The following is a 24,622-nucleotide window of genomic DNA, read 5'->3' as shown; positions in this document are numbered from 1 at the left end:
AATTACAACAGATAGGATATGGGCCACTTTACATTTGACGACACAGGCTTAACGTTTAATGACAGGCAGATTATTTGAAATATTGCTAAACCCTGTTGCCAACCGTTGCCGTAGATATATGTAGATTGGCGCTATTAGAAATTTTATTTTCATTCAAGCTAAAACTCACCGCTTCTTTGGCATGAATGGCAGTCGTATCAAATAAAGGAACCGAGAATTTAAGCTCACCAATCAACATACAAATTTCGGTACAACCTAAGATAATTCCTTGGGCGCCTTCAGCTATGAGTCTCTCTACGATAGCCATGTACTTTTGCCGAGACTCTGGGTTGATCACACCTAAACAAAGTTCCTCATAAATGATGCGATGAACGATCTTTCGTTCAGCTTCATTTGGAATAACGACATCAATTCCATAATCCTGCAATCGAGTTTTATAAAAATCTTGCTCCATTGTAAAAGCTGTTCCCAAGAGTGCGACTCTACGAATGTCTTGACTCACAATTTCTTTTGCTGTCGCATCGGCAATGTGTATAAAAGGGACCGTAATTGACTCTTCAATTTGTGCAGCAACTTTATGCATAGTATTAGTACACACCAAAATACAATCTGCGCCTGCTTTTTCTAAATTTTGTGCTTGCTCAGCTAAATATGCACCTGCCTCTTGCCATAAACCCTTCGCTTGCAAGGCTACAATTTCTTCAAAATCAAGACTATTAATAATGACCTTAGCTGAATGCAATTTTCCTAATTTATGATGAACCATTTTATTGATTTGTTGATAATAAAGTGCTGTAGATTCCCAACTCATTCCGCCTAATAAGCCGATTGTTTTCATTATTTAGTCCTTCTATTTATGCAAAACTTATCTATATCTCTTATGAGTAAAGCGCAGCTAGAATAAAATTGCTTTTTTGATACTTAAAACTTTAAATGAAGTTAAAATATTTAGATTGAATTTATACTTGATAAAAAAGACATGAATATTGATATATTTAATGATAATTATGAATACATTGGGATTGCTGATAAAAAATTAGCCCATCAATTGGGACTATGGCATAGGGTATTTACTTGTCTTGTATATAACCCATCAACTCAATATGCTTATTTTCAGCTAAAAAATTGTGATAATTATACTTTTGACAGAGAACGTTTTCTTGATATCTCTGTTGGTGGACACTACGAGGCAGGTGAAACCATTGAACAAGGCATAAGAGAATGCGAGGAAGAGTTAGGAATTAAGGTGGAATTCAACCAACTTATCCCTATAGGAATTAGGCAGACTGCTTGCCATATTGCAGATAATTACATTGCAAATGAATTTCAACATATCTTCTTACTACCTCTAAATATTGAATTATCCGAGCTAAAGCCGAAAGATAAAGAGGTAGTAGGATTTGCAGAAGTCCAAATATATGATTGTATTGATTTACTCCAACATAAAGTTAATACACTACAAATAAAACAGAATATTAAAACTAAAGAAGACTTATGGGAAGTAAGTACCAAAACCATTACGTTAAAAGACTTTCCTCCAAATTATTTAGCTATTGATAAAATAATTGAGAGATTGCTCATCGCAGCTACAAGACAAATTTCCGGCGAAAATACAAACAACATTTATTGGTAAATTCAAAGTCGATTTATAAAGGAAATTTATTGATGCTTATATATTTCATAGGACCAGGAGGTGCTGGAAAAACAACTCTAGCTAAGCAATTTTCTAAAGATTTCGGTGCTATTTATTATGATTTAGATGAGCACTTTATACTTAAAATAGGAAATATTTCTCAATTTATAAACATATATGGATATAAAGAATATGCAATTCAAAATATTGAGTTGTACCAAAATTTAGTCAAAAATATAGACCATAATTTAATTAATATTGTTGTGTGTTCATCAGGATTCATGACTTATCCAAATGAACTCACAACTAATTACCGCGAAATAAAGACTCACATTGAAGATCATTATTTAACGTTTTTAGTCTTACCTTCTTTTGGGTTAGAAATTTGTGTAAAGGAAATTGTAAATAGACAGTTACAACGTAAGTATTTAAACGGATCCGCCACAAGTGAAGAACATAAGATTAGAAATCGCTTCCCTTTATATATAAATTTAAAATGTCAAAAAATCTTAACTAATGAAGCGCCTTCAAAAATAGCGTTTAAGCTATACAAACAAATTTTTTTAAATTGATAGGATCTACTTTTGAAACTATTTAATAAGAACTCTATGTTAGAGACAGAACGTTTAATGTCACGACCATTTCTTGAAGAAAACTTATCTATTCTAGAAAATTTAGCTTAGCTTAAACCCAAATCATAAAGCATAAGAATTCACGCAAACTTCACGACTAGCTCTTTAATTTAATCTTATAACGTTGGCTTGGATATCGACATGAAAATTATAACTACAGCCCTAGGACTGATAACCCTAGTAGGTTTAACCGCGTGTAAAAGTGTGCCTAGTTACTCAGGTGACTATGGCAAAGCTGAACAAAAAATTAATGGAATAGCATTAAATGACCAACAGGCACTAGATATCGGTAATCGTTTTGTTGCCGCATTTAATACGCTTGGTACCCCTTCTTTTGTGAATAATGCCAGCAATCTTTACGCTGATCAGCTGTATATCAATGACACACTCTCGCAGTTCACTCAAAAGAAAGATCTCATTAAGCATTTTGAAGGTATGAATGCTCGAGTGAGTAATGTCACAGTAAAACTCATTAGTGCAACTCATCACGAAGATACCGCCTATATTCATTGGTATATGACTTATGACTTTAAAATGCTAGGGCGATCAAAAACCATGGCTTCTTATGGAATTAGTCAAATTAAGATTAATGACCAACAAAAAATTATTTTCCAGCAAGATTATTGGGATCCAGCGAATGGCCTCTACCGTTCTTTACCAATATTTGGAGGAGTATATAAATGGGTATTGCCGTTCAAAAAAGTCGAATCTTAATATTTCTGGGAATCTTAATCGTATCTCAAGCGAACGCGGCTGAACTGAAAAAATGCAGTTCAGCGCCGTTAATGGTCACGAGTAAGAAGGTAGGAAATGTCAGTTACTTTGCTGAAGATTGTCAAAAAAATTGGCAAACTCAAAGCATCAAAATGGACTTTAGCTACAACCGAGATATTCCCGAGTGGGCATTTAAACGTGCAGCAAGCCATTTTTTAAAGAAAAATGTTAATGGCTTTGATGCTAAATCTCCACTGAATCATATTAATGAGCTATATAGGCCAATTAAGAGTGGAGATCTTTACAGTCTCTACTATCAACATGAGAACCAAAAACTAGAACTGAAATTAAACCAAAAGCTACTCGGTTCTTTAAACAATCCGAATGCAAATCAATATTTTAAAATCTGGTTTGGTCAAGAACCTTTTAATGCTAAATTAAAACAACAACTACTAAATTAATGGCTTAATAAAATCTCATGGGTAATCACTTTATCCTCATGGTTGAGGACCATTTTGAACTCGCAGCAACGGTCTGCGAATTTCTTGAAGTGCATGGTTATGTCGTCGATCATGCACGTAATTTAGATGCTGCTCGGACTTTTCTAAAATCGCAGCATTATCACCTTTTGCTACTCGATATAAATTTGCCCGATGGCTCGGGTTATGATCTATGCAACTGGCTACGCACCGAACAAGGCGTTGATATTCCCGTCCTTATGCTGACAGCAAGAGACACTTTAGATGACAAACTTAAAGGCTTTACTGCTGGAACTGATGATTATTTGGTAAAACCTTTTGATTTTAATGAATTAGTAATGCGGATTCGTGCCTTAATAAAAAGAGCTGCTGGTGAGGTCACTCATCATAAAATTCAGATTCATGATTTAATTCTTGATAGTGCAACTCAAACCGTGGTTCGTGCCGGCAATAATATCGAGTTACCCCCTATTCAATTTAAACTATTAAAAATTTTGATGCGCCAGTCTCCTAAAGTGGTAACTAAACAAGAACTCATGATGGAGCTATGGGGAGACGAAGAACCAGAAAGCGATGCGTTACGTAGTCACATCTATAACTTAAGAAAAATGGTGGATAAACCTTTTGACCCAAAACTATTACATACAGTAGCGGGTGTCGGTTTAAAAATAGCTTTAGACAGTTCTACGAGTTAACTTAAATAGACCACAACAATTAATCCCGTGGTCGGTTCCAAATCAAGTTCAGGATGAGTGGTTAAATAATATTGTCGATCAAACAACTCCACTCGCCATCCTAATTGTTTACAAAGCTTCTGTACCAATTGGAGCCCAATACCATGTCCTTTAACTTTTAAAGAGAGTTGGGAGTCATTAAGCTCTTGTACCTTCACATCATTAGGTAAAGAAATTCCAATTCCATTATCTGCAATAATCAGGCTGTTTTTCTGTTGAATGATGTCAATTTGTGAACCCTGTGAGTAGTTCAGTGCATTACGTAAAATATTACTTAAAACCATTTTTGTCATAGAGGGATATAACCAGCGTGGCTGTTCAGAACCATCAGGTTGAATATTAATATGTATTCCTTTACTCACGCTTACCGCTTCTAAACTTTCAACTAAGTCCTTCACCGTTTTGGATAATAAATTTTTCTCAGACGGTAAGCTTTTTACCGTATTACGTGCAATTGCAAGCAAGGTATCGACGAGCAACTGCATATCTTCAATTGTATTATGAAGACGAACTAAAGATTTATCATCTCCATACTTCGCCTGACACAGTTGTACATTCCCTTTTAAAATGGTGAGCGGAGTACGCAACTCATGGCTCACATCTCCCGTAAATTCTCTTTCGCGTCGAATAAAATCACTTAAAACTTGATGATATTTTTCCAAAGCTTGTTTGAGATATTCGGCTTCCATATTGCCATTGGTATTAATATCTTTAAATGGAGAAGCTTGAGTGTCTTGATGGGCCCAATCAATATTTTCTAAAGCATTCGCTAAGCGTGTAATCGGGGAAAAATAGCGTCTTGCTCTTCGATTTGACCACCACAAAAAGCTATATAAAACCGACAAACTGAACATCAGCGGTGCAAGGCCAAATAACCAGATCAGCTTGTTGACATTGCTTTCACCAAATACCAACAGAACATGCTGACCATTACGTTCACCGTATACCGTCATCCGCTCTTTACCATCAACGAATACTCGGTGCACGCCACTTTCTAAATGCATGCCGCGAAAAGGTTGAGGCGCGACCTGAGTATTCCACCGATATCCATATAAATTTTTGGTATCAGGTAAATCTGCATCCGGGTTACGTTCTATGCGTGTCCAATAATGTTCCATTTCCTGCTCTAAAGCAGTTTTAAGTAAGGAACCTTTAATGACCCAAGCACTACAAGCCAACCCGACCACGATCGATAGTGCAATCAGACCAATCTGCAACCAATAATATCGATTGAACATTTGGGCTAATGGATGACTAACTTTACCATCATGTCGAGTTCTTATCATATCTTTATCGCCGGGATAGGCTATAGAAATTACTATGATCTCTTTTTAAATAAAAAGTGACCAACAACCCATTCTTGACCTTGCTCAAAACCAAATAACTCAGCACAAGCCATGAAGAAAATACGCCAGCGTTGCCACCAAATATTGGCATCTTTTCCATAGATTTTTTTAAACAGCGGTTTCAGTTCGACTTCATGGTTATCCATATTATCAAGCCAAGCATTTGCCGTTCTCATATAGTGCTCACCCGACCACTGCCACTGTTGAGCCAACTCTAAATGCTCTTGGAAATGCAAAAAAGTGGAAGTCGAAGGCATTAAACCGCCAGTAAAGAAATACTTAGACATCCAATCATAATCTGATTTTACTTCAAAAGGATAATGTAAAAAGCGATGACAAAAAATATGACACCAGAGTAAGCCATCTGCCTTTAGCCATCGCTGAATTTTTTCAAAAAGACGTTGGTAATTACGGACATGTTCAAACATTTCAACCGATACAACTCGATCAAACTTACTCTGGTCTAATTCCAGCACATTCACATCACAAGTGAGCACTTCAACATTAGTTAAACCTCTCAATTCTGCTTGCCGAAGAATGTGCTTTTTTTGCGTTGCAGAATTTGAAACAGCTGTAATCTGTGAGCGCGGATAGTTTTCTGCCATCCACAAAGTTAAAGAACCCCAGCCACAGCCCAACTCTAAAATGTGTTGACCGTTTTTAAGTTGTGCTCGTTCACAATAAAGCTGAAGAGCCAACTCTTCTGCCTGATCTAAAGTTGTTGTTTTAGTTGGAAAATAACATGCACTATATTTGAGTCTTTTTCCAAGCACCGCTTGAAAAAACTCGGTCGGCAATTCATAGTGCTGCTCATTTGCCTTATCGGTTTCAACCGCGATTTCGCTCCGTTTTAGCATATTAAGCACATCGATGTAACGCTGTGCGCTTTGCTCAGGGTCATAACGGCCTTCTTGGATTAAGCGCTTTTTACTTAAAGCACGAATTGCAGCTCGAATTGCATGATCTGGAATCACACCACTTTCAACAATTTTCAAAGACTGATGAACAATAAAATCCATATGCGCACCTATTTTTTGGGTTTTCGCGGAATAAACATTGACGTTTTTTGTTGATAATCAAGATAATTTTGACCACGACTTTTAATTGCTTGTTTTTCACTGAATGGAATACCCGTGACGTAATATAAAAATAGCCACATCAGTAACGGATAAATCCACAATAAATATTGGCCCACTGCTAAACCAATGATTGGATAGGCAAACCAGTGCAACCATTCAAAAAAATAATTTGGATGACGTGAATAACGCCATAAACCCTGATCCATCGTTTTGCCACGATGATCTGGATTTAATTTAAATCGGTATAGCTGCTGATCAGCAATCTGCTCTCCAATGAAAGCAATCGCCATAATTACAGCTGCAATCACTAAAGCAAATTTGTATCCACTACTCCACAGAGTTGCCTCTACATTGAGCAGCGTCCACATTGGTAAAAAGAATAAAAGCACTAAAAGTGTTTGAAAAATAAAAAATAATAAAAAGCCAATATGCTGAAACTTACCCATGGCCTTACGCATGTTCGCGTAACGGCCATCTTCTTTTTGTTCAGATTGATAACGTCTTAACAGGTGCCAAAATAGTCTTAAAAACCATAAGCCGCTAAAAACACCAATAAAAAGGCGCACTTCAACCGGAGCAAATGAAATCAGTAAAGAAGATACAATAATGTTGACTGCCAGACAAAAACTCCATGCAGCATCTACTATTCCAGCTCGGCCATTTGCTGTGGCAAGTAACCAGCTTAGCAACATGATCATTAAATCTAGAATCAGTAAATTCCAAAACATGAGCAGTCTCCTTACTTGAGCTGTTTGAGTTAGTAACTGGTACTTTCAAACAACAAGTGAACATTGCTTATCACGCCTTCTTTAAAACCGCCTTCGCAATAACATAAATAGAAATCCCACATGCGAATGAAGTTTTCATCAAAACCGAGAGCCAACACTTGTTCCCGCGCTGCTAAAAACTGCGCTCGCCAGTGATGAAGTGTTTGCGCATAACTTAAACCGATATCATTTAAATGCTTTAACCTTAAACCGCTCTCAGAAGCGGTTTGAGTTAATACACTCACACTAGGAATGAAGCTACCAGGAAAAATATAGCGCTTAATATAATCAACTGTATTTAATGCTTTTTTATAGCGAAAATCTTCGATGGTAATAGCTTGAATAAAAGCTAAACCTTTCGGTTTTAAGAGGGCTTTACACCGATCAAAGTATGTCGATAAATATTGCGCACCCACTGCCTCAACCATTTCAATTGAAACCAGCTTATCGAACTTACCTTCGAGCAAGCGGTAGTCTTTGAGTTGCACATCAATTCGATGTGCCAAACCAGCCTCATTTACACGAGTAACCGCTTCATCATATTGAGCTTGTGAAATGGTAATGGTGGTTACTCTACAGCCATAATGCTGTGCTGCATAAATGGCAAAACCACCCCACCCACTTCCAATTTCAACCAAATGATCGAGTGGTTTTAAATCTAGCTTTTTACAAATGATCTCTTTTTTTAAATCAGATGCTTCTTCAAGAGTCATGTTTTCATTTTCAAAAACGGCACTTGAATACATTAAAGATGGATCTAAAAATAATTTGAAAAAGTCGTTACTTAAGTCGTAATGCTCGGCAATATTTTTACGGCTACCACTTATAGAGTTCTTTCGATTTTGATACCAAGCTTTTAGAAAAAACTGGCTCGCTTGCGCAATAACATTCTGGTTAAGTTGGTCTAACACGGCTCGATTACGTGCCAAGATCTGAATCAACTCGACAAGGTGTTCGCTGCTCCAGTCACCACGGATATAGCCTTCTGCTGCTCCTAAAACACCATTTTTTAAAATGAGATCCATCAACAAAGGATTGTGAACTTCAATCACAGCATGTAAGTCTGAAACTTCACCGACCGTCCCATTCCACGCGCCCTGAAAAGTGATCTGTCCATGACGTAGTTTGAGAAGACTCTTGAGCAGTAACGGTAGTGAGTCATCTTCACCATAAAGAAATGTTTTTATCATGTCTTATCTACCTTGATCTTTTTAGGATGACGATAAAATGGAACTTTTTTTCGCCACAACTTAAATGCCTCTAAATATATTGAAAACAGCATTTTAAAAGGCGCTAAGCTGTTGATAAGAGCATATCGATATTGCTGTGAAGGAAATGTGATGGGCTCAAGCTCAAAACGCATAGTCGCGTCAAAGACTTGTTTTTGCTCTTCAAAGAGCTGCATATGAATGACATTCTGTTGGTCAGAGAAACTAAATCGCCAACGGTAAGTCAACTGCATCGGCATGAACGGCGAAACATGAAATGACTTTTCAAAGTTAAAATCGTAAGTCTGATAATCACCCGCCTGACCCTGCTGTTTTATGCAGTCGTGTGTGTAAACTTTTCGTTCATTCCACGGGGTGTTGGTGATTTCACTAAGAATAAATAGAGGTTTTCCAAATTTATTTAAAACAAAATAAAATACGACCGAATTAAAGCGAAACCCCAAACAACGAGGCAAAGCCAACACTCGGATTTGCCAGTCTGGTCGAAGATGCAAGTGGTTATTTTGTAGTATCGCTTTCTCTACTTTTTCCCTTATAGAACCATAATACATGCTCAAAAAATCATTTTCGGATAGTTTTAATACATTCCAATGATTCACCGACCAGAGTGAACAATCTTTTGTAATATCAAGTAATTGGTCTGGATCAAACCATAAATAATTTAAAGTCGATGTAAACTGATGCGATTTCGGGCTATAGCGTCTGTGACGAATAAGTGCAGGAGCGATAGCAAGTTTATTTAATAACATTTGAAAGCTCCTTACTTATTTTCATAACGCTAAGAGTTGCTCAACAACACGTGCTGCACTGCGGGCGCCGTCTTCGTGAAAGCCCCACCCCCAATATGCTCCACAAAACGAAGTCCGATTTTGTCCATTAATGTCGTGCCAACGAGATTGAGCTTGAATCGCTTTTGCATCGAATACGGGATGACGATATTCCCGCTCCACCAAGATATCTTCGGCTTTAATTTTCATATTCGGATTTAGAGTGCAAAAAACCTGAGTAGCGCAGGATAAATTCTGCAAATTGTTCATCCAGTAGGTAAAACCATAATGGATGTCAGATGCATCATTTTGAACTTGGGATGTTGGCGTTACATGTACATGCCAGCTTGCCCACTGCAAACGACTTTTAGGCATAATCGAAATATCGCGGTGAACCACCATTCGATTATCTTGATAACCAAATTGGCTTAATATTTCCCGTTCAAGTGAAGAAGGATCTTTTAATAGACTTAGGCTATCGTCAGCATGGCTTGCAAAAATTACCCAGTCGTATTGGGCTTGTCCTTCAACAGTTTCGATCAAAACTGTTTCTGGTGAACGGCTCACAGCTTTTACTTTTGCAAACTTCCACTCAATGGATGGGCAATTCTTTTGAATAGCATGAATATAACTTGCTGAACCGTGTTTAACCGTTTGCCATTGCGGCCGCTCTTTTAGCTGTAACATGCGGTGATGCTGAAAAAAGCTCACCACAAATCGATATGGAATCTGGCCTACCTGCTCAACCGGAGCCGACCATAACGCACCGCACATCGGATAAAGATGCTCATAACGAAACTCATGACTATATTTATGGAGGTCTAAATATTCTTCAATCGATAAATTAGGATCAATATCTGCAACATCTATATCTTTATTGTCATCATAAAAGCGCAGCAAATCTGAGAGCATTTGCAGAAATTTTCGGTTTAAAAAGTTCTGCGGACGGGCAAAGAGCGACCATTTTTTTGAAGGGTTATATTGAAGTCCACTGACCAGATTATTCACCGAAAAACTCATATCGCTACTTTGAGTTTCTACACCTAATTTTTTAAGCATGTCGGTAAATAACGGATAGTTATAGTCATTAAACACAATAAAACCACTATCTACCGCGACTTTAGTGCCTTCTATCTCTAGCTCGTGAGTGTCAGTATGACCACCAAAATAGTTATTTTTTTCATACACGGTGACCTCATGTTGTTTTGACAATCTCCAAGCTGCGTAAAGTCCAGATATACCTGAACCAATAATGGCAATTTTCATAACACTTCACCGTTTTCAATTTTTTCTATCGATAGGTTTTTAATCTTTTTATATTGATAAACCTTATCTGGTACTGGCTTTAGGCCCCATACCAAACCAAATAAGGACATTAGTTTAAGTACATAAAAGGTGATATCAATCTGCCACCAATAAAAACCTTGACGCACACTGCCTGCGTAAAAGTGGTGGTTGTTGTGCCATCCTTCACCCAAGGTAATTAAAGAAAGTAGGAAGTTATTACGACTGTCATCTGGAGTATTAAACTCACGTGAGCCATAACGATGAGCGAGTGAATTAATACACAAGGTTGCATGCGTTAATAGAACAGTGGAAATCACAAATCCCCACACTAAAAGCTGTAAACCATTGGTGCCTAACTCAGGAAAGTTTTGCGCAAGCCATGAGCCCAAACCATAAATTGCTAAGGCCGTTAAAATCACAATAGGTAAACTAAATCGGTCTAACCAGATCAGCTCTGGATATTTCAACCAGTCTTTAATAACTTTTTTCCGAGTAGCAAAATTCTGCTCGTTTAAAAACCAGCCTACATGCGAATACCAAAAGCCTGCTTTCGCTGAGTGCGGGTCTTGATCGGTGTCGGTAAAGTGATGGTGATAACGGTGATGTGCTGCCCACCATAACGGTCCACGCTGCGCACTCATGGTTCCGATGAGTATAAAAACAAAATGAACAATACGTGATGTCTGAAAAGTTTTATGCGAAAGGTAGCGGTGAAAAAAAGCGGTAATTGCAAACATGCGAAGAAAATAAAACCCCAGCATGAAGATCACAGCAAACCCAGATACGCCCACCCAAAACACAGCTAAACAAGCGATATGTAATAAAATAAAAGGAATAATTCTTAACCATTGAATTTTCTTTTCAATGACATATTCGCTAGAAGCACCCACTTGCGCATTTTCTGAATCTGACCAGCTATCGATCCAGCGCAGAAAAAATTTAGACATTGATTCTTCCTGATCTAAAGCATTTCTTTTGGTTCTAATTTAGAAAATGCGCAATGAATTTTATGTGAAGATCTTAAAATTACAGATTAAATTTAAGACCTTCTTCATCAGTCATTTTTCTATTTTGACTGGGTTGTTTTAACGAGTTTAGAAACGTCGTAGCCATAGCTTTTTGCTGTTTGCAGATAAGACTGATATGTCGCCTCGTCAAGTTGCGGGCTACGTGAAAGAATCCATAAATATTTATGGCTTGGACCACCCACTAAAGCGACTTGATAATTTGGGTCAACTCTTAAAACCCAGTAATCGCCTTTTGTAAAAGGAATCCATCTAAGGCCTGATGGTAAAAAGCTCACCTTCAATTTACTGTTGCCTTGATTTTGCGGATAGGCAACGCCTTCAGATGAAATCATTTCACCTTTTTTATTAGTACAACTGTTTAAAACACCAACGGTTTTGTCCGCGTTAATAGAATAGTTTGCAGTTGTATTGGCTACACAATTACGCTGAAAAAACATCGGTAAATGCGCAATTTCATACCACTTACCTGCATATTTATTAATATCGATAGAATCAACAGCGACAGGTTTAGTATTGGTGTCAGCAAAGGTACTCAAAGGAAGCATTAAGCTAACCGCTGCAAGGCCAGTGCCGATGACAAGTGACTTAAATAATAATTTCATGACTACCCTCTTCTGTTTGTTTCATATGTTTAAACATACGCCAGAGGGCTGTGAACAAAGTGTGAATTTTAAAAATTAAGGAACATTAATAAGGATTTAATTGTATTTCTTTGCAGCATCTACAACTGGAAAATCAAGCTCAAAGCATACACCCTCGACCGTGTTATAAGCCCGATAACGGCCATGATGTAAATCCATAATAGAAGCAACAATCGACAAACCTAATCCACCTGTTTGATTCTCATCACTTCGGCTTGAATGGCATTGGTAGAATCTTTCAAAAAGATGCTCAAGTTGATGTTCAGCAATTGAAACACCTCCCGTTACCACAGTAAGACTCACCCATTGCATATGATTAATATTCTTATGTTTAGATGCGATATAAATCGTTCGCTTTTCACCGCCGTGAACCAGCGCATTTAAAATCAGGTTATAAACGGCTCTTTGAAATAAATCTGGATCTGCGAATAGCTTTTGAGCTTCTAGGTTAAAATTAAAATGACAGTCTTGTTCCTCAGCCTGATATTCAAAAATCTGGCATAGCCCATCTATAACATCGCGAATATTTATTTCTTGTTTATTGACAAGAACCATTTTCTGATCGGCTCTTGCCAAGAAAAGCATGCTATCAATCATGCGTTTTAATCTATGGTAATCGTCTAAATGAGACACCAGCAAATCTTCATATTGCTCAACCGAAAGTTCGCCAGTTAAAGCGATCTCGGTTTGCCCAATCAGATTATTTAAAGGCGTACGGAACTCATGAGCGATATCTTCAGAAAAACGGTTGAGCTGCGTATAGCCTTTTTCGATACGCTCAAGCATGTGGTTTATATCTTTAGATAGCAGCTCAACTTCTAAAGGTGAATTTGGGAGGTTTAACCGTTTCTGGAGCTGATTTACGTTAATAGAATGAGTTTGCTTACGAAGCTGTTGCAGCGACCTTAAACCTAAATGACACGCTAAAATGCAAAGCACAAAGATCGCAAACACGCCCCCTAATACATACATCAAGAGGCTTTCTTGAAAAGGTAAAAGAATATTGATACGTTCCGACCACTGTTTACCTGCAATAAGCAGATAAGGCTCGTTATTAATTTTTATAGTTTTCCAAGCAATTCGTGTTGGATATGAGTTGTTGGTTAAATCTTGAAACTGAAGACTGTTGCGCTGTGCAAGCTCAGGTAACTGAATGTGGAGCGGATTGATATTAATTAAAGTTTTGTCTTTATGGATGAGCAGAAACAAGTTGTCTTGATTACCAAGCATGTTTTGATACAGCTTAGGCCGCGCAATGATTTGCTCTACATTTTCGCTATCTTGCAGCAAAATTTCCAAACGATTAATTCTGTCTGCTAAAGCTTTATCTTGCTGCTTTAATAAAATCTGATTAATACCTAAATAGGTCATAAAGACGACTGAACATAAAATTAAGGCAGAACAAAGCGTGACCAGAAAGGTAATACGGACTTCAAGAGAACGCAGAAATTTAAAGTTCATAAGCTAACCGAAATTTTATAGCCCAAGCCACGTATGGTATGAATAAGTTTTAACTCATATCCTTCATCAATTTTGCTTCGTAAACGGCGTACCGCAACATCAATAAAGTTGGTATCGGTGTCAAAGTTAATATTCCAAACTTCGGAACCAATTTGCCTACGCGTCACGATTTGCTCTTTGTTGAGCAACAGATAACGCAACAAATTAAATTCGGTTTTACTCAGCTCAATCAAGTTGCCATTACGCCATACTTTATGACCGACCAAATCCATTTTTAAATCACTAATAGACAGTTCATTTTCTTGCAGATATTGCTGTCTTCTTAACAAACTTTTAATACGTGCCAACAGCTCAATATAAGAAAATGGCTTAGCCAAGTAATCATCTGCACCCAACTCTAACCCTTTCACTCTATCCATCACCTGATCTTTTGCCGTTAAAAAAATCACCGGAATTTTTGAAAACTGGCGTAGGACCTGTAATACGCTCCAGCCATCTATGTCGGGCAACATGACATCCAGAATAAGCAAGTCATATTGATCTGTCTTTAGCATTTCTAAACCTTGCAGCCCCAAGTGAACACACTCCGCTTGATATCCAGACTCTTTTAATCCTTTGACCAAATAAGTGGCAATCTTGCTCTCGTCTTCAATAATAAGGATACGCATTTTGTAGAGACTCATTAGAAAGATGACAACTTTGTAATGTGATTGTCATGCTTGAAATTAAGCAATTTGTTTAAGATTTTCAAAGCGACATAGAGGCAATCATTATGAAAAAATTGAACTGGCTGATGTTAGCAGCCGTGCTATTCGGTAATAGTACTTTTGCACAGCCCCCTGCTTTGAATCAAGTTTATTCCTTAGATCTAAAAACTGCGCATCTGTTAGCCGACAGTGCTAAAGAGGCATGTAAAAAACTAAATCAAAATATTGCTGTCGTTGTGGTAGATCGTGGCGGTAATCCTTTAACTGCCGAACGGCATGAGATGGTGGGTCCGCATAATTTAATGGCTGCCGAGAAAAAAGCTTATACCGCGTTATCTACTAAAACATCGACCTTAGTTTTAAGCCAAAACAGTAACCAAAATCCTGATGCAAAAAATTTAACCACAGTAGCAAATTTACTTTTGTTAGGCGGCGGCGTACCTGTTCGTTTTGAGAACCAAGTGATCGGCGCGATTGGAGTTGCGGGTGCTGGCGGCGCACAAAATGACAATCAATGTGCAAGTAAAGCCATTGAAACTGTTTTTCATTCATAAGGAGTTCATCATGACTAAATCATTTATTGCTTTATCTTCGTTATTTATGGCTTCGGCTTCGGCTACGTTTGCTCAAACTAATCCGCTAAGTGTGCATGTGTTAAATCTAGAAACGGGTTTGCCCTCTTCACAAGTTGAAGTGGTTTTAGAAAAAAACACCAATAACCAGTGGGTAAAACTCAACCAGCAAGTGACCGATTCAAATGGTCGTATTACTGCGCTCTATCCACAAAATAAAAAACTAGAGCAAGGTGTTTATAAAGTTACCTTTAAAACTGAAGACTGGTTTAAAAAGAACAAACAACAAACTTTTTTTGCCGAAGTACCTGTAATTTTTAAAGTAGATGGAAGCGTAAACCACTACCATATTCCTTTACTACTTAGCCCTTACGGTTATTCAACCTATCGCGGCAACTAAAATAAAAACCCCTTTATCTGTTGTGCACAAATAAAGGGGTTGATTAAAAACAATGGGTTTTACGAACAAACCCCATTGCTAATAACCGATTTTTTGTTTGAATCCAGCGCCACAATTGAAGCAGAAACCGTATTAATAATTTGAGTCATCGCCTCACTTGAAGCATTCACAATCGCATCCATCTTTTTAGCTTTTTGATCAATCGGCTGTTTAAATGCAATTCGACAATTTAACTGAGATCCTGCATTCGTAATGACTTTTGCATTATTTGACTCTAATTGAGTTGGCGGTATTTGACGCTTCACTACCCAAGACACAGCAATATTAATATAGCTTTTATCTACAATATCAAAATGAGAAAAGTCTGTAGAAACTCGATATAAAGGTTGGTTGTTTCCAGCAAGACCACTGCTATAACTATCAATTGCCCCTAATTTTTGCTGTAAACCCGCCGACAAGGTATCGCGTAATTGCGTGCCCATAGTCGATGTCCAGCGTTCGTTATTTAAAACCGTAGACTTACCACTACTGTCTTGGAGCACCAGAGGTGCACGGTCCAATCGGTCTGGAATGCCGACGGGTAATACCTCAATCACCTGCACAGTTGATTTTGTAGCCGCAGTAATTTTAGGGGACATGGTGTAATAGTTTGGCGTTGGCGAACTCGAACATGCCGTCATGGCAACTGTCGTTAAAAACAGGCCGCTCCCAAGCAGCCATTTGACTGCTTTGGGATGTTGAAAAGATAGAGTATTTTTATTTTTCATCATCGGTCTCTGGTGTCTTACCACGAATAATTGATTCAGGATGTTGTTCAATATAGTCTGCCATTAACTGTAATGAAGCTGCCGCACGTGTCATTTGCTGTAAAGCTTTGCGTACGTCTTGTTGTAACGGCGCATCACTCGACAAAATAGACTCAGATGATCTTACGGTTTTACGGACATCGTCTAGCGTTGCTTGTAAACCAGGTGCAACTTTTCCATCTAACTGTTTAACCAGTTTATCGGTAGAGGCAATGGCTGTGTTCATATTGTTGAGCGTTTTACGTACATCTTGCCCAATCTCAACCAACGGGAATTTCGTTAACTTGTCAGCAATCTGAGAAACTTGTGCTTGTAAGCCACTGAGTTCGGTCTGTGTAGTTGGAATCACTACACGGTCATCACTCAAAATTTGTAATTTGGCTGGTTTAGCTTTAGGGAACTTATCTAGGGCAATATAGTTTTGACCCGTGAGTAAGTTGCCTGTTCTCATTTGAGCACGCCATCCATGTTCAACAAAGTCTTTGAAGATTTCACTATTCGGATTAAGTGCCAAACCTTTTTCAACACGTGAAGGATAAAAGACCGCATCAACACGCATACGCATCTGCTTATAGTCGTTAGTAAATTCGGCATTAATCGCTTTAACATTACCAACTTCAATGCCCATGAAGTCAATTGGCGCACCTACAGATAGTCCACGTAATGAATGATCAAAGTACATAATCACACCACGAGGTTGTCCATCCGGATCTTTCAATGCATCAGATTTTGAATCCCAAAGATTAAAGCGGCTATGATTTGCTGCTGTGGTCGCATGTGAGTTTTCAGGGTATCCAAAAGCAATACCACCCGCAACAATACTTGCAAGCGACTGGGTATCTAAATTAAAGCCAGAAGCATTTAAGGTCACATCAATCCCACTTGCCTGCCAGAAACGTGCATCGGTGGTCACAAACTTGTCATAAGGTGCTCGAATAAACGTTTGCAGCTCTACACTTTTACCATCATCGGACAATTTATAGGCCGTAATTTGCCCCACATTAATTCGACGATAATAAATTGGAGAACCTACATCTAAAGACCCCAAATCATCTGCATTTAAGAAAAATTCTTTGCCCGGCACATCGGAAGTAATTACTGGCGGTGTCTCTAAGCCAGTAAATTCGAGTTTTTTCTCTTCCGACTTACCACCGTCCACTTCAATATATGAACCTGACAATAATGTGTCTATTCCTGAAACCCCACTCGTCCCAATACGTGGTCGCACGACCCAAAACCGTGAATCTTTTGCTGCAAAGTTACTCGCATCTTTACGCAAATCAATTCGGGCAATCACGTGTGAACGGTCTTCTGAAAGATCAATCTGGCGTACTACGCCAATATCCACCTGTTTATAACGAACTGTTGTTTTACCAGCGACCAGTCCCTCAGCCGTCCTAAAAGATACGTCAATTGTAGGGCCGTGAGACAAGAGCGCTTTTACAGCTAATGAAAGCGCAATTAAAAGAGCGATCAATGGGATAAGCCAAATTAAAAGAGGCTTCCACCGACTTTTCTTTTCTTGGGGTTCTGGTAAATCATTCATGCTATCCAGTTCAACATCGGTATCACGACGATCTGAGTTACCAGGGGTTATTTCATTTTCAGACATACTCATTGTTCTTTTATTGACTGGGATTAATGGAATCATTATTCAACGGCGGATGTTCTGCCTGAATAATCTTTGGTTTTTTTGAAGCAAAAGAAGAAGGTTTATTTGTATTTTGAGATGCATAGAAGTTATCCCAAATCAGTCGAGGGTCGAAACTTAAGGATGCAAACATGGTTAACACCACAACCGCACCAAAAGCAATCGAACCCGGCCCTGCTAAAATCGTAGCAAGCGATTGAATCTGAATAAGCGCTGTTAAGAGCGCTACCACAAAAACATCAATCATTGACCAACGACCAATAAACTCGACAACTCGATATAATTTAACGCACTGCTCAGGTAAAAATTTCCAAGCTGACGATTGTTGAAGATATACTGCTACCAATAAAAAATACAAAATTAGTAGCTTCAACATGGGAATAAAAATACTGGCCATGAAAATGACCACGGACACCAGATAGTCTCCGCTTTTCCAAAAGTAAATGACACCACTCATGATGGTATCTTGCTGACTACCCAAAAGTGAGTCGGTCACCGTCATTGGAAGTACATTGGCTGGAATATAAAGAATGGTTGCAGCCACCACTAAGGCAAAAGTTCGGTTTAAACTCGCTGGCTTACGTGAATGCAGTACGCTATTACAACGAATACAACGTAAAACTTGATGGCTTTGGTTGAGTCGCCTTTTTTCACTATGTGCAGAATTTACAATGCCACAGCAGTGACACACAATTAATGAAAGATCTTTGGCTCTCGGATATTGCTTAAGCACCGAACCTTGCTGTGCACTTTGTACTTGGGTCACATTTTTTATCGTTTTCATGGCAGTGACCTATCAATTTCGTTCCATATATCACTCACCTTTATGGAAGTAATATAAACCAACAAGACACTCAAGATCGCAAATGCCCATAACGCAATCTCGGGAATCACCAACACCATTCCGATTAACTTCACAAGCGTAACCAAAATCCCGATTAAGAACACCTCAACCATTCCCCACACTCTCATAAAATAAAGTGTGCGTAAGGCAAACACCAAAAATGCGGGTCTTCTCTTCAATATACTCACTGTACCTAACACATAGGAAAGTAATAAAAGATAGGAAAGCGGCACAATAAAAGTAGTAATTAAGATGAGCACGCCAACGAAAGCCCGATCATAATGAAACATCACCCAAACCGCACCAAGTAAAGTGGTTTCAGAGATATTTCCCTGCAATTCAATTTTTACGATAGGAAAGCTATTGGCAAGAATAAATACAATTAGGGCTGTTAAGATTAAAGCCAACAAGGTCGAAAAAGGTTTGGTGTGCCGATAGAGTTCAGCACCGCAGCATACGCAATAAGCTCTTTTTCCATAAGCAAGCGGGGTTCTGCGATAGACTGTATCGCACTCCTCACAACCTGCTAATTCTTTAAGCCGCATAGTCATACTCTGAAATTTATAGTTTTAACTGTGTCACACAAAACTCTTTTTATTACTAAGGTAAATTAAAATATAAATCAATCGAAAAACTATCCAAGTCATCATAAATTTTGAGATGAAAATTACCGGATATTATTCAATATATTATTGAAAGTTCTGAATAACCTATAAAAACTGTATAGTTAAATTTAAAAATAGAACCTAAAAGTCAAAAGCTTAAGCTGAGATAACACAGTTTTTATGGCCAAAATATTCAAGATCAGCATCTCAGAGGATAGCTCCATCCAGAATTTAGCATTCCTGAACAGTACGGCATGTGAGTTCTTGAGAAAACAGTACGAAAAAATAACGTATTAGACATACATACAGACAAAGATTTAATTAAAAATATGAGGCTCACAGAGTAGTTCTAAAGTTTTTTAATACCCTTAACCCTCTCTTTTCAATATGATAATTTTAATTAGAATATAAAAACAAAACATTAACCACTTTTATCTTCAAATATACATTCCATTCAAGAACGTCAATTTCAAATCTTCTATTTTCCTTTTAAAATAAATGTCATTATGAAGATTAATTTAAATATATTAAAAATTAATTTATGCGACACAATTATCAAAAATTCAATTTTAAGTAGATTATTTTTTAATTTATAAAAAAATTAGGACCAGCCTAGCAATTAAAAATTAATTACTTAAATATCAATATACTAACAATTTATTTTCAAAATTAGATATAAGAAAGACTCTTTAATTTCATAAAATATTCTTTATATTATTGTAAATAAATTTTACCTTCCATTAAAAATTAATAGTTGATTTAAACACTCAGAATTACTGCCAAACCTTGGGTCACACGTATTTTAAGCACATTATTTTATATAATTAACCTTAAGAAAAACACCAGACTTGAAGGTTTGCTTAAGTAATTTTCATACTGTATTTTAAAAATGAAAAATAAATAAATTTATATATTAAAGATAGATCTAATAATAAAAGTGAGATCAAAATGATTGAATGGTTACAAAGTGTCTTAAAACACAGCCCCGAAATATTATTGTTCTTATCACTCGCAATAGGCTTCTGGATTGGACAATTCCAGTTTGGAAAATTTCAATTTGGCGGAGTCGCAGGCTCCTTACTTGTTGCAGTCGTTTTAAGTCTTATTGGCGTACCTGTCGATAATGGCGTTAAAGCAATTTTATTTGCCCTCTTCATTTACGCTGTAGGCTTTGAAAGCGGCCCTCAGTTTTTTAAATCGCTTGGGCCACAGTCCATAAAAGAAATTCTTTTAGCAGTATTTATGGCAGTGTGTGGTTTAGTCACTGTTTTAGTAATGGCTAAAATTTTTCATCTCGATAAAGGCTTGGCTGCGGGTCTCGCTGCGGGTGGCATGACTCAATCAGCCATTATTGGGACTGCGGGAGATGCAATTTCTAGACTCGATCTCCCACTCGCAGAAATTCAAAGACTTCAAGCAAATGTCGCGATTGGCTATGCGGTCACTTACATTTTCGGTTCATTGGGAGCAATTATTGTGTGTGTGAATATCTTGCCTAAGTTTATGGGTAAAGAAATTCACGACGATGCTTTAAAAGCTCAAAGTGAGCGACTCAAAGGTGCTTTTGAACTCGCACCGGGCCAAGAACTGGCAATGCCAGAAATTGTGGGCCGTATTTATAAAGTGAAACAAGCCAATGGGCACACTATTGCGGAGATTGAAGCAAAAGAATCGAGTATTACGATTGAACGTTTAAAACGTAAAGATCAGTTTATTGATGTTGCTCCCGAGCTAACTTTACAAACAGACGATGTCATTTTACTGGTTGGTCGCCGTGCCAATGTAGTTTCAGTTGCCGAGCAAATTGGGAGCGAATTACAGTCATCGCAAGGTATGGAAATGATTATGGATACCAGCGATGTCATCCTTAGAAACTCCAAATACCTCAACCGTACTTTAGGAGACATTAAGACCAATACGCCTGCGTATTTAAAGCACGGTATTTATGTGCTTGCGATTAAACGTAAGGATGAGCCACAACCTTTAAGTGATGACACCGTTTTACGCCAAGGCGATGTGGTCACCGTATACGGTACAAAAAGCGACCTCGACCGCTTGGTGAAAGAAGCAGGTAAAGCCCTACCTGAAAGCTTAAAAACGGACTGGATTTTCCATGGTGCTGGCCTTGTGGTCGGTTTGGTGATTGGTCTTTTTGTAATTCGTTTGGGTGATGTGCCATTAACACTTGGTGCTGGTGGTGGCGCTTTACTATCAGGTCTTCTGTTTGGTTGGATTCGAAGTCGAAATCAAGTGCATGGCAATATGCCTTTAGCAGCTTCACAGCTTCTTAAAGATTTGGGACTTGCAGGCTTCGTTGCTGCCGTCGGCCTACAATCAGGTTTACAGGCAATTCAAACCATTAAAGAAAGTGGTCTTTCACTCTTTATGATTGGAGTTGTGGTCACACTGGTTCCTCTCCTACTTTCCATGCTCTTTGCTCGTTATGTTCTACGTTATAACAACGTTGCAATCATGGCAGGTGCACTATCTGGTTCACGCAGTGCAAACCCTGCATTTGGGGCAATCTTAGACAAAGCAGGAAACTCGATTCCGACCGTTCCATTTGCAATTACCTATGCCCTAGCAAATGTGTTTTTAACCTTACTCGGACCACTGATCGTAGGCTTGGCCTGATTTTATACATTGAATTAGAAATTTTATTCATCTCACTATAATTAAGGAGACGTCCCATGGGGAAAGTCGATTATTCTAAATATGCAAAACTCAGCCCATTTGAACTAAAAGATAATTTAATAGAATTAGCTCAAAGCAGAACTGACAGAATGATGTTAAATGCTGGGCGTGGTAATCCGAACTTTCTTGCGACGATCCCACGTAGAGCATTCTTTCAACTGGGTCTGTTTTCTGCAACCGAATCCGAATTTTCATTTTCTTATATGCCGGAAGGTCTAGGTGGCTTCCCACGCCCCGTTGGACTCCAGTCACGTTTTGATAACTTCATTTTGGAAAACCGTGACAAACCTGGCGTTGTCTTTTTAGGCAAAGCCGTGTCTTATGTACGCGACCAGTTAGGTTTAGACCCAGACCTTTTTTTACTTGAAATGGTTGAAGGGATTTTAGGCTGTAACTATCCAGTTCCAGACCGAATGCTCAGAGTCAGTGAAACGATTATTAAAGAGTACGTCTTACGAGAAATGGGCGTACAAGGCATGCAAAAAAGAGACTTAGATTTGTTTGCGGTTGAGGGTGGAACAGCCGCAATGGCCTATATTTTTAACTCATTAAAAGAAAATAAAATTATCAAAAATGGCGACCGTATTGCCATTGGTAGCCCTATTTTCACGCCATATCTTGAAATTCCAAAACTTAATGACTACCAGCTTGAAGAAGTATTAATTGCGGCAGACCCTAAACTCGATTGGCAATATCCAGAGTCGGAACTTAGAAAGCTAGAAGATCCGTCTATTAAAGCGTTCTTTTTAGTCAACCCAAGTAACCCGCCATCAGTAAAAATGAGTGATGAAGGACTTGCGATTTTGGCTGATATCGTCAAAAAACGCCCCGATCTCATCATTTTAACCGATGACGTTTACGGTACGTTTGCCGATAACTTCAAATCACTTTTCGCGATCTGTCCTGATAATACAATTTTGGTTTACTCATTCTCTAAATACTTTGGTGCGACTGGTTGGCGACTTGGTGTCATTGCACTTTCAAATAACAATGTGCTTGATAAACAAATTGCGAATTTATCGAAAAAAGAAAAGAAAGAACTTGAAGAACGCTATTCATCTTTAACCACTGATCCAGCAAGCATTAAGTTTATTGACCGCTTAGTTGCCGATAGCCGAAATGTTGCTTTGAACCATACCGCTGGTCTGTCTACCCCGCAGCAAGTTCAAATGGTTTTATTTGCCTTGTTTAACATGATGGACTCACGCCAAAGCTATAAAAAAGCAGTTAAATCTGTTGTTCGTGAACGCGATGCAGCACTTTATAGACAGCTTGGCGTCGAAGTTCCAACAGATCCAAATGCTGTGGACTACTACACCCTAGTCAACCTTGAAAATACTTCACGAACTCTCTATGGAGATGAGTTTGCAGATTGGGTCATGAAAAATAAAAATCCAACCGAGCTATTGTTTAGAGTTGCCGATGAAACGGGAGTGGTTTTATTACCGGGTTCTGGCTTCGGTGTGCAGCACCCTTCTGCCCGTGCATCATTAGCTAACCTGAATGAATACCAATATGCTGCAATTGGTGATTCTCTAAGACGTTTTGCAGATGAAGCTTATGCAGAGTATTTAAAAACTAAAAAAGGCAAATAAGCCCCTATATAAAGTGAGGCTCTAGCAGCCTCACTTTTTTCTTTCTGTTCTTTAATTTGCTATTTCAGCTTTTTAATTTAACGGGTTCAATTTAAACATTTATCTTTAAAAAGTAATCCAGCAACTGATCAGGCTCTTCATTTTGACTTGAACTTAAAAGCCCAAAAATCGCACCATCAATCATAAATACAAAAATATCCGATTCTTCATATGTGGCCCTTTTTTTAGATTCTCGCAAAACCCAGAAAATTTCATTTTTAAGCCATCGCCTATAGCGAATGGCGGTTTGATAGGCGTTTGGATAAAGCTTTTTAGTTTCAAAAATCGCTTTAAATAACAGGTAATAGGCACCATTTAAGTCGGCATGTAAAAGATAAATTTGTCTGAGCTTAAGAACTAAATCTGGATATTGACGAGATTCGCTCACCGCCCTCACTTTTGCTTTTAAGTGCTCTTTTTGAACTAACAAACACATTTCAATTAATCTTTCTTTTGAATGAAAGTAGTTGTAAAAGGTGGCTTTAGACATTTTAGTCTCAAGAATAATTCGGTCCACCCCAACCTTATTGAAACCATATTGTTTAAATAAGTCCGCGGCTATGTAAAGCGCTCGCGTTGCTCTAAATGAAATTTCTAAATTTTTCATGTATACCGCTTAAAATAATTTTTTGTTGTATATAAAAGAGACAGAAATGCCGCCACTCCTAAAATGAGTGCTAAAAACAGGCATGCAAAAGCCGCACAATAATAGTGTGCTCGCCTATCTCGGGTTTATTGTTGCTATGTTTTAGTCGTAACGATTCTTAAGGTGCAAAACCTAGAGTCGATTAAGCCGTTTTAAAGACTGTTTAAGCGGTATGGATAGAGAGAATTTGGCAAAGACCAATAAAGAAAAAGAATTAGTACGCATAGAGGACTCCTCATGTCTAAAGAAGTTCTACCGAATTACTG

General features: G+C 38.1%; 25 protein-coding genes. 9 read left to right on the top strand and 16 right to left on the bottom strand.

Going from position 1 to position 24,622, the window contains the following annotated elements:
* Positions 1-85: 85 nt before the first annotated feature.
* Complete coding sequence (locus HLV59_RS06385; protein ID WP_171429564.1) at positions 86-838, bottom strand: aspartate/glutamate racemase family protein; 753 nt, start codon at positions 836-838, stop codon at positions 86-88.
* 141 nt (positions 839-979) lie between these two features.
* Between HLV59_RS06385 and HLV59_RS06380 the strand changes: the two genes are divergently transcribed.
* The 5 genes from HLV59_RS06380 to HLV59_RS06360 all read left to right on the top strand — a co-directional run bounded on the left by HLV59_RS06380 (position 980) and on the right by HLV59_RS06360 (position 4,153).
* Complete coding sequence (locus HLV59_RS06380) at positions 980-1,633, top strand: NUDIX hydrolase (protein ID WP_171429563.1); 654 nt, start codon at positions 980-982, stop codon at positions 1,631-1,633.
* A 32-nt stretch (positions 1,634-1,665) separates the two neighbouring features.
* Entirely contained in the window at positions 1,666-2,205 is a 540-nt protein-coding gene (locus HLV59_RS06375; RefSeq protein ID WP_171429562.1) for a shikimate kinase, read from the top strand.
* Positions 2,206-2,406: 201 nt separating this feature from the next.
* Positions 2,407-2,979 (top strand): nuclear transport factor 2 family protein, encoded by a 573-nt coding sequence (locus HLV59_RS06370; protein WP_061874618.1) that lies wholly within the window; start codon positions 2,407-2,409, stop codon positions 2,977-2,979.
* Positions 2,946-3,440, top strand: a complete 495-nt coding sequence (locus HLV59_RS06365) for a chalcone isomerase family protein (RefSeq protein ID WP_171429561.1) — start codon at positions 2,946-2,948, stop codon at positions 3,438-3,440. The genes HLV59_RS06370 and HLV59_RS06365 overlap by 34 nt, the downstream gene beginning before the upstream one ends.
* 17 nt (positions 3,441-3,457) lie before the next feature.
* Positions 3,458-4,153: a response regulator transcription factor gene (locus tag HLV59_RS06360; RefSeq protein WP_111854289.1), complete on the top strand. Its 696-nt coding sequence runs from the start codon at positions 3,458-3,460 to the stop codon at positions 4,151-4,153.
* On the opposite strand, the gene HLV59_RS06355 is transcribed toward HLV59_RS06360, so the two are convergent.
* The 10 genes from HLV59_RS06355 to HLV59_RS06310 all read right to left on the bottom strand — a co-directional run bounded on the left by HLV59_RS06355 (position 4,150) and on the right by HLV59_RS06310 (position 14,465).
* Entirely contained in the window at positions 4,150-5,478 is a 1,329-nt protein-coding gene (locus tag HLV59_RS06355) for a sensor histidine kinase (RefSeq protein WP_171429560.1), read from the bottom strand. The genes HLV59_RS06360 and HLV59_RS06355 overlap by 4 nt on opposite strands.
* Before the next feature lie 32 nt (positions 5,479-5,510).
* Positions 5,511-6,557 (bottom strand): SAM-dependent methyltransferase, encoded by a 1,047-nt coding sequence (locus tag HLV59_RS06350; RefSeq protein ID WP_171429559.1) that lies wholly within the window; start codon positions 6,555-6,557, stop codon positions 5,511-5,513.
* An 8-nt stretch (positions 6,558-6,565) separates the two neighbouring features.
* The gene (locus tag HLV59_RS06345; RefSeq protein ID WP_171429558.1) at positions 6,566-7,345 is read right to left on the bottom strand and encodes a DUF1295 domain-containing protein; all 780 of its coding nucleotides are present in this window, start codon (positions 7,343-7,345) and stop codon (positions 6,566-6,568) included.
* A gap of 29 nt (positions 7,346-7,374) precedes the next feature.
* Positions 7,375-8,574 (bottom strand): SAM-dependent methyltransferase, encoded by a 1,200-nt coding sequence (locus tag HLV59_RS06340; RefSeq protein ID WP_171429557.1) that lies wholly within the window; start codon positions 8,572-8,574, stop codon positions 7,375-7,377.
* Positions 8,571-9,362, bottom strand: coding sequence for a DUF1365 domain-containing protein (locus tag HLV59_RS06335; protein ID WP_171429556.1), 792 nt, complete (start codon positions 9,360-9,362; stop codon positions 8,571-8,573). The genes HLV59_RS06340 and HLV59_RS06335 overlap by 4 nt, the downstream gene beginning before the upstream one ends.
* Before the next feature lie 21 nt (positions 9,363-9,383).
* A complete protein-coding gene (locus HLV59_RS06330) occupies positions 9,384-10,646 on the bottom strand; it encodes an NAD(P)/FAD-dependent oxidoreductase (RefSeq protein WP_171429555.1) in 1,263 nt (420 codons plus the stop codon).
* Complete coding sequence (locus HLV59_RS06325) at positions 10,643-11,614, bottom strand: acyl-CoA desaturase (RefSeq protein WP_171429554.1); 972 nt, start codon at positions 11,612-11,614, stop codon at positions 10,643-10,645. The genes HLV59_RS06330 and HLV59_RS06325 overlap by 4 nt, the downstream gene beginning before the upstream one ends.
* 119 nt (positions 11,615-11,733) lie before the next feature.
* The gene (locus tag HLV59_RS06320; RefSeq protein WP_057105373.1) at positions 11,734-12,297 is read right to left on the bottom strand and encodes a lipocalin family protein; all 564 of its coding nucleotides are present in this window, start codon (positions 12,295-12,297) and stop codon (positions 11,734-11,736) included.
* A gap of 96 nt (positions 12,298-12,393) precedes the next feature.
* Positions 12,394-13,797, bottom strand: coding sequence for a heavy metal sensor histidine kinase (locus tag HLV59_RS06315; protein WP_171429553.1), 1,404 nt, complete (start codon positions 13,795-13,797; stop codon positions 12,394-12,396).
* Positions 13,794-14,465 carry a heavy metal response regulator transcription factor gene (locus tag HLV59_RS06310; RefSeq protein WP_081173250.1) on the bottom strand — a complete coding sequence of 224 codons (672 nt, stop codon included), beginning with the start codon at positions 14,463-14,465 and terminating at the stop codon, positions 13,794-13,796. Before HLV59_RS06310 ends, HLV59_RS06315 begins: the two co-directional genes overlap by 4 nt.
* A 125-nt stretch (positions 14,466-14,590) precedes the next feature.
* Here HLV59_RS06310 and HLV59_RS06305 point away from each other — a divergent pair, with 125 nt between their 5' ends.
* Positions 14,591-15,058: a GlcG/HbpS family heme-binding protein gene (locus HLV59_RS06305; protein ID WP_125697910.1), complete on the top strand. Its 468-nt coding sequence runs from the start codon at positions 14,591-14,593 to the stop codon at positions 15,056-15,058.
* 10 nt (positions 15,059-15,068) lie between these two features.
* Positions 15,069-15,476 carry a hydroxyisourate hydrolase gene (uraH, locus tag HLV59_RS06300; protein ID WP_062849930.1) on the top strand — a complete coding sequence of 136 codons (408 nt, stop codon included), beginning with the start codon at positions 15,069-15,071 and terminating at the stop codon, positions 15,474-15,476.
* A gap of 59 nt (positions 15,477-15,535) precedes the next feature.
* Here the strand turns inward: uraH and HLV59_RS06295 are convergent, their stop codons facing one another.
* From HLV59_RS06295 to HLV59_RS06280, 4 genes are read right to left on the bottom strand one after another with little or no spacing between them, the layout of a single operon-like run.
* The gene (locus HLV59_RS06295; protein ID WP_171429552.1) at positions 15,536-16,243 is read right to left on the bottom strand and encodes a PqiC family protein; all 708 of its coding nucleotides are present in this window, start codon (positions 16,241-16,243) and stop codon (positions 15,536-15,538) included.
* Positions 16,233-17,900 (bottom strand): PqiB family protein, encoded by a 1,668-nt coding sequence (locus HLV59_RS06290; RefSeq protein ID WP_031948870.1) that lies wholly within the window; start codon positions 17,898-17,900, stop codon positions 16,233-16,235. Before HLV59_RS06290 ends, HLV59_RS06295 begins: the two co-directional genes overlap by 11 nt.
* A 7-nt stretch (positions 17,901-17,907) precedes the next feature.
* Positions 17,908-18,717 carry a paraquat-inducible protein A gene (locus HLV59_RS06285; protein ID WP_171429551.1) on the bottom strand — a complete coding sequence of 270 codons (810 nt, stop codon included), beginning with the start codon at positions 18,715-18,717 and terminating at the stop codon, positions 17,908-17,910.
* Positions 18,714-19,322: a paraquat-inducible protein A gene (locus HLV59_RS06280; RefSeq protein ID WP_057105384.1), complete on the bottom strand. Its 609-nt coding sequence runs from the start codon at positions 19,320-19,322 to the stop codon at positions 18,714-18,716. The genes HLV59_RS06285 and HLV59_RS06280 overlap by 4 nt, the downstream gene beginning before the upstream one ends.
* Positions 19,323-20,330: 1,008 nt before the next feature.
* On the opposite strand from HLV59_RS06280, the gene aspT reads away from it, so the two are divergent.
* Both aspT and HLV59_RS06270 read left to right on the top strand, forming a co-directional pair.
* On the top strand, positions 20,331-22,016 hold the full coding sequence (gene aspT / locus HLV59_RS06275; protein ID WP_081173247.1) for an aspartate-alanine antiporter: 1,686 nt from the start codon (positions 20,331-20,333) through the stop codon (positions 22,014-22,016).
* Between the two features lie 56 nt (positions 22,017-22,072).
* A complete protein-coding gene (locus HLV59_RS06270; protein WP_005073522.1) occupies positions 22,073-23,671 on the top strand; it encodes a bifunctional aspartate transaminase/aspartate 4-decarboxylase in 1,599 nt (532 codons plus the stop codon).
* 91 nt (positions 23,672-23,762) lie between these two features.
* Here HLV59_RS06270 and HLV59_RS06265 read toward each other — a convergent pair whose 3' ends face one another.
* Positions 23,763-24,317, bottom strand: coding sequence for a TetR/AcrR family transcriptional regulator (locus tag HLV59_RS06265; RefSeq protein WP_171429550.1), 555 nt, complete (start codon positions 24,315-24,317; stop codon positions 23,763-23,765).
* Positions 24,318-24,622: the final 305 nt, after the last annotated feature.

The sequence above is a fragment of the Acinetobacter lactucae genome (genome assembly GCF_013122135.1).
Lineage (GTDB): Bacteria > Pseudomonadota > Gammaproteobacteria > Pseudomonadales > Moraxellaceae > Acinetobacter > Acinetobacter lactucae.
The sequence above is the reverse complement of the archived record's forward strand: the minus strand, read 5'-3'. Positions and strand labels throughout refer to the sequence as shown.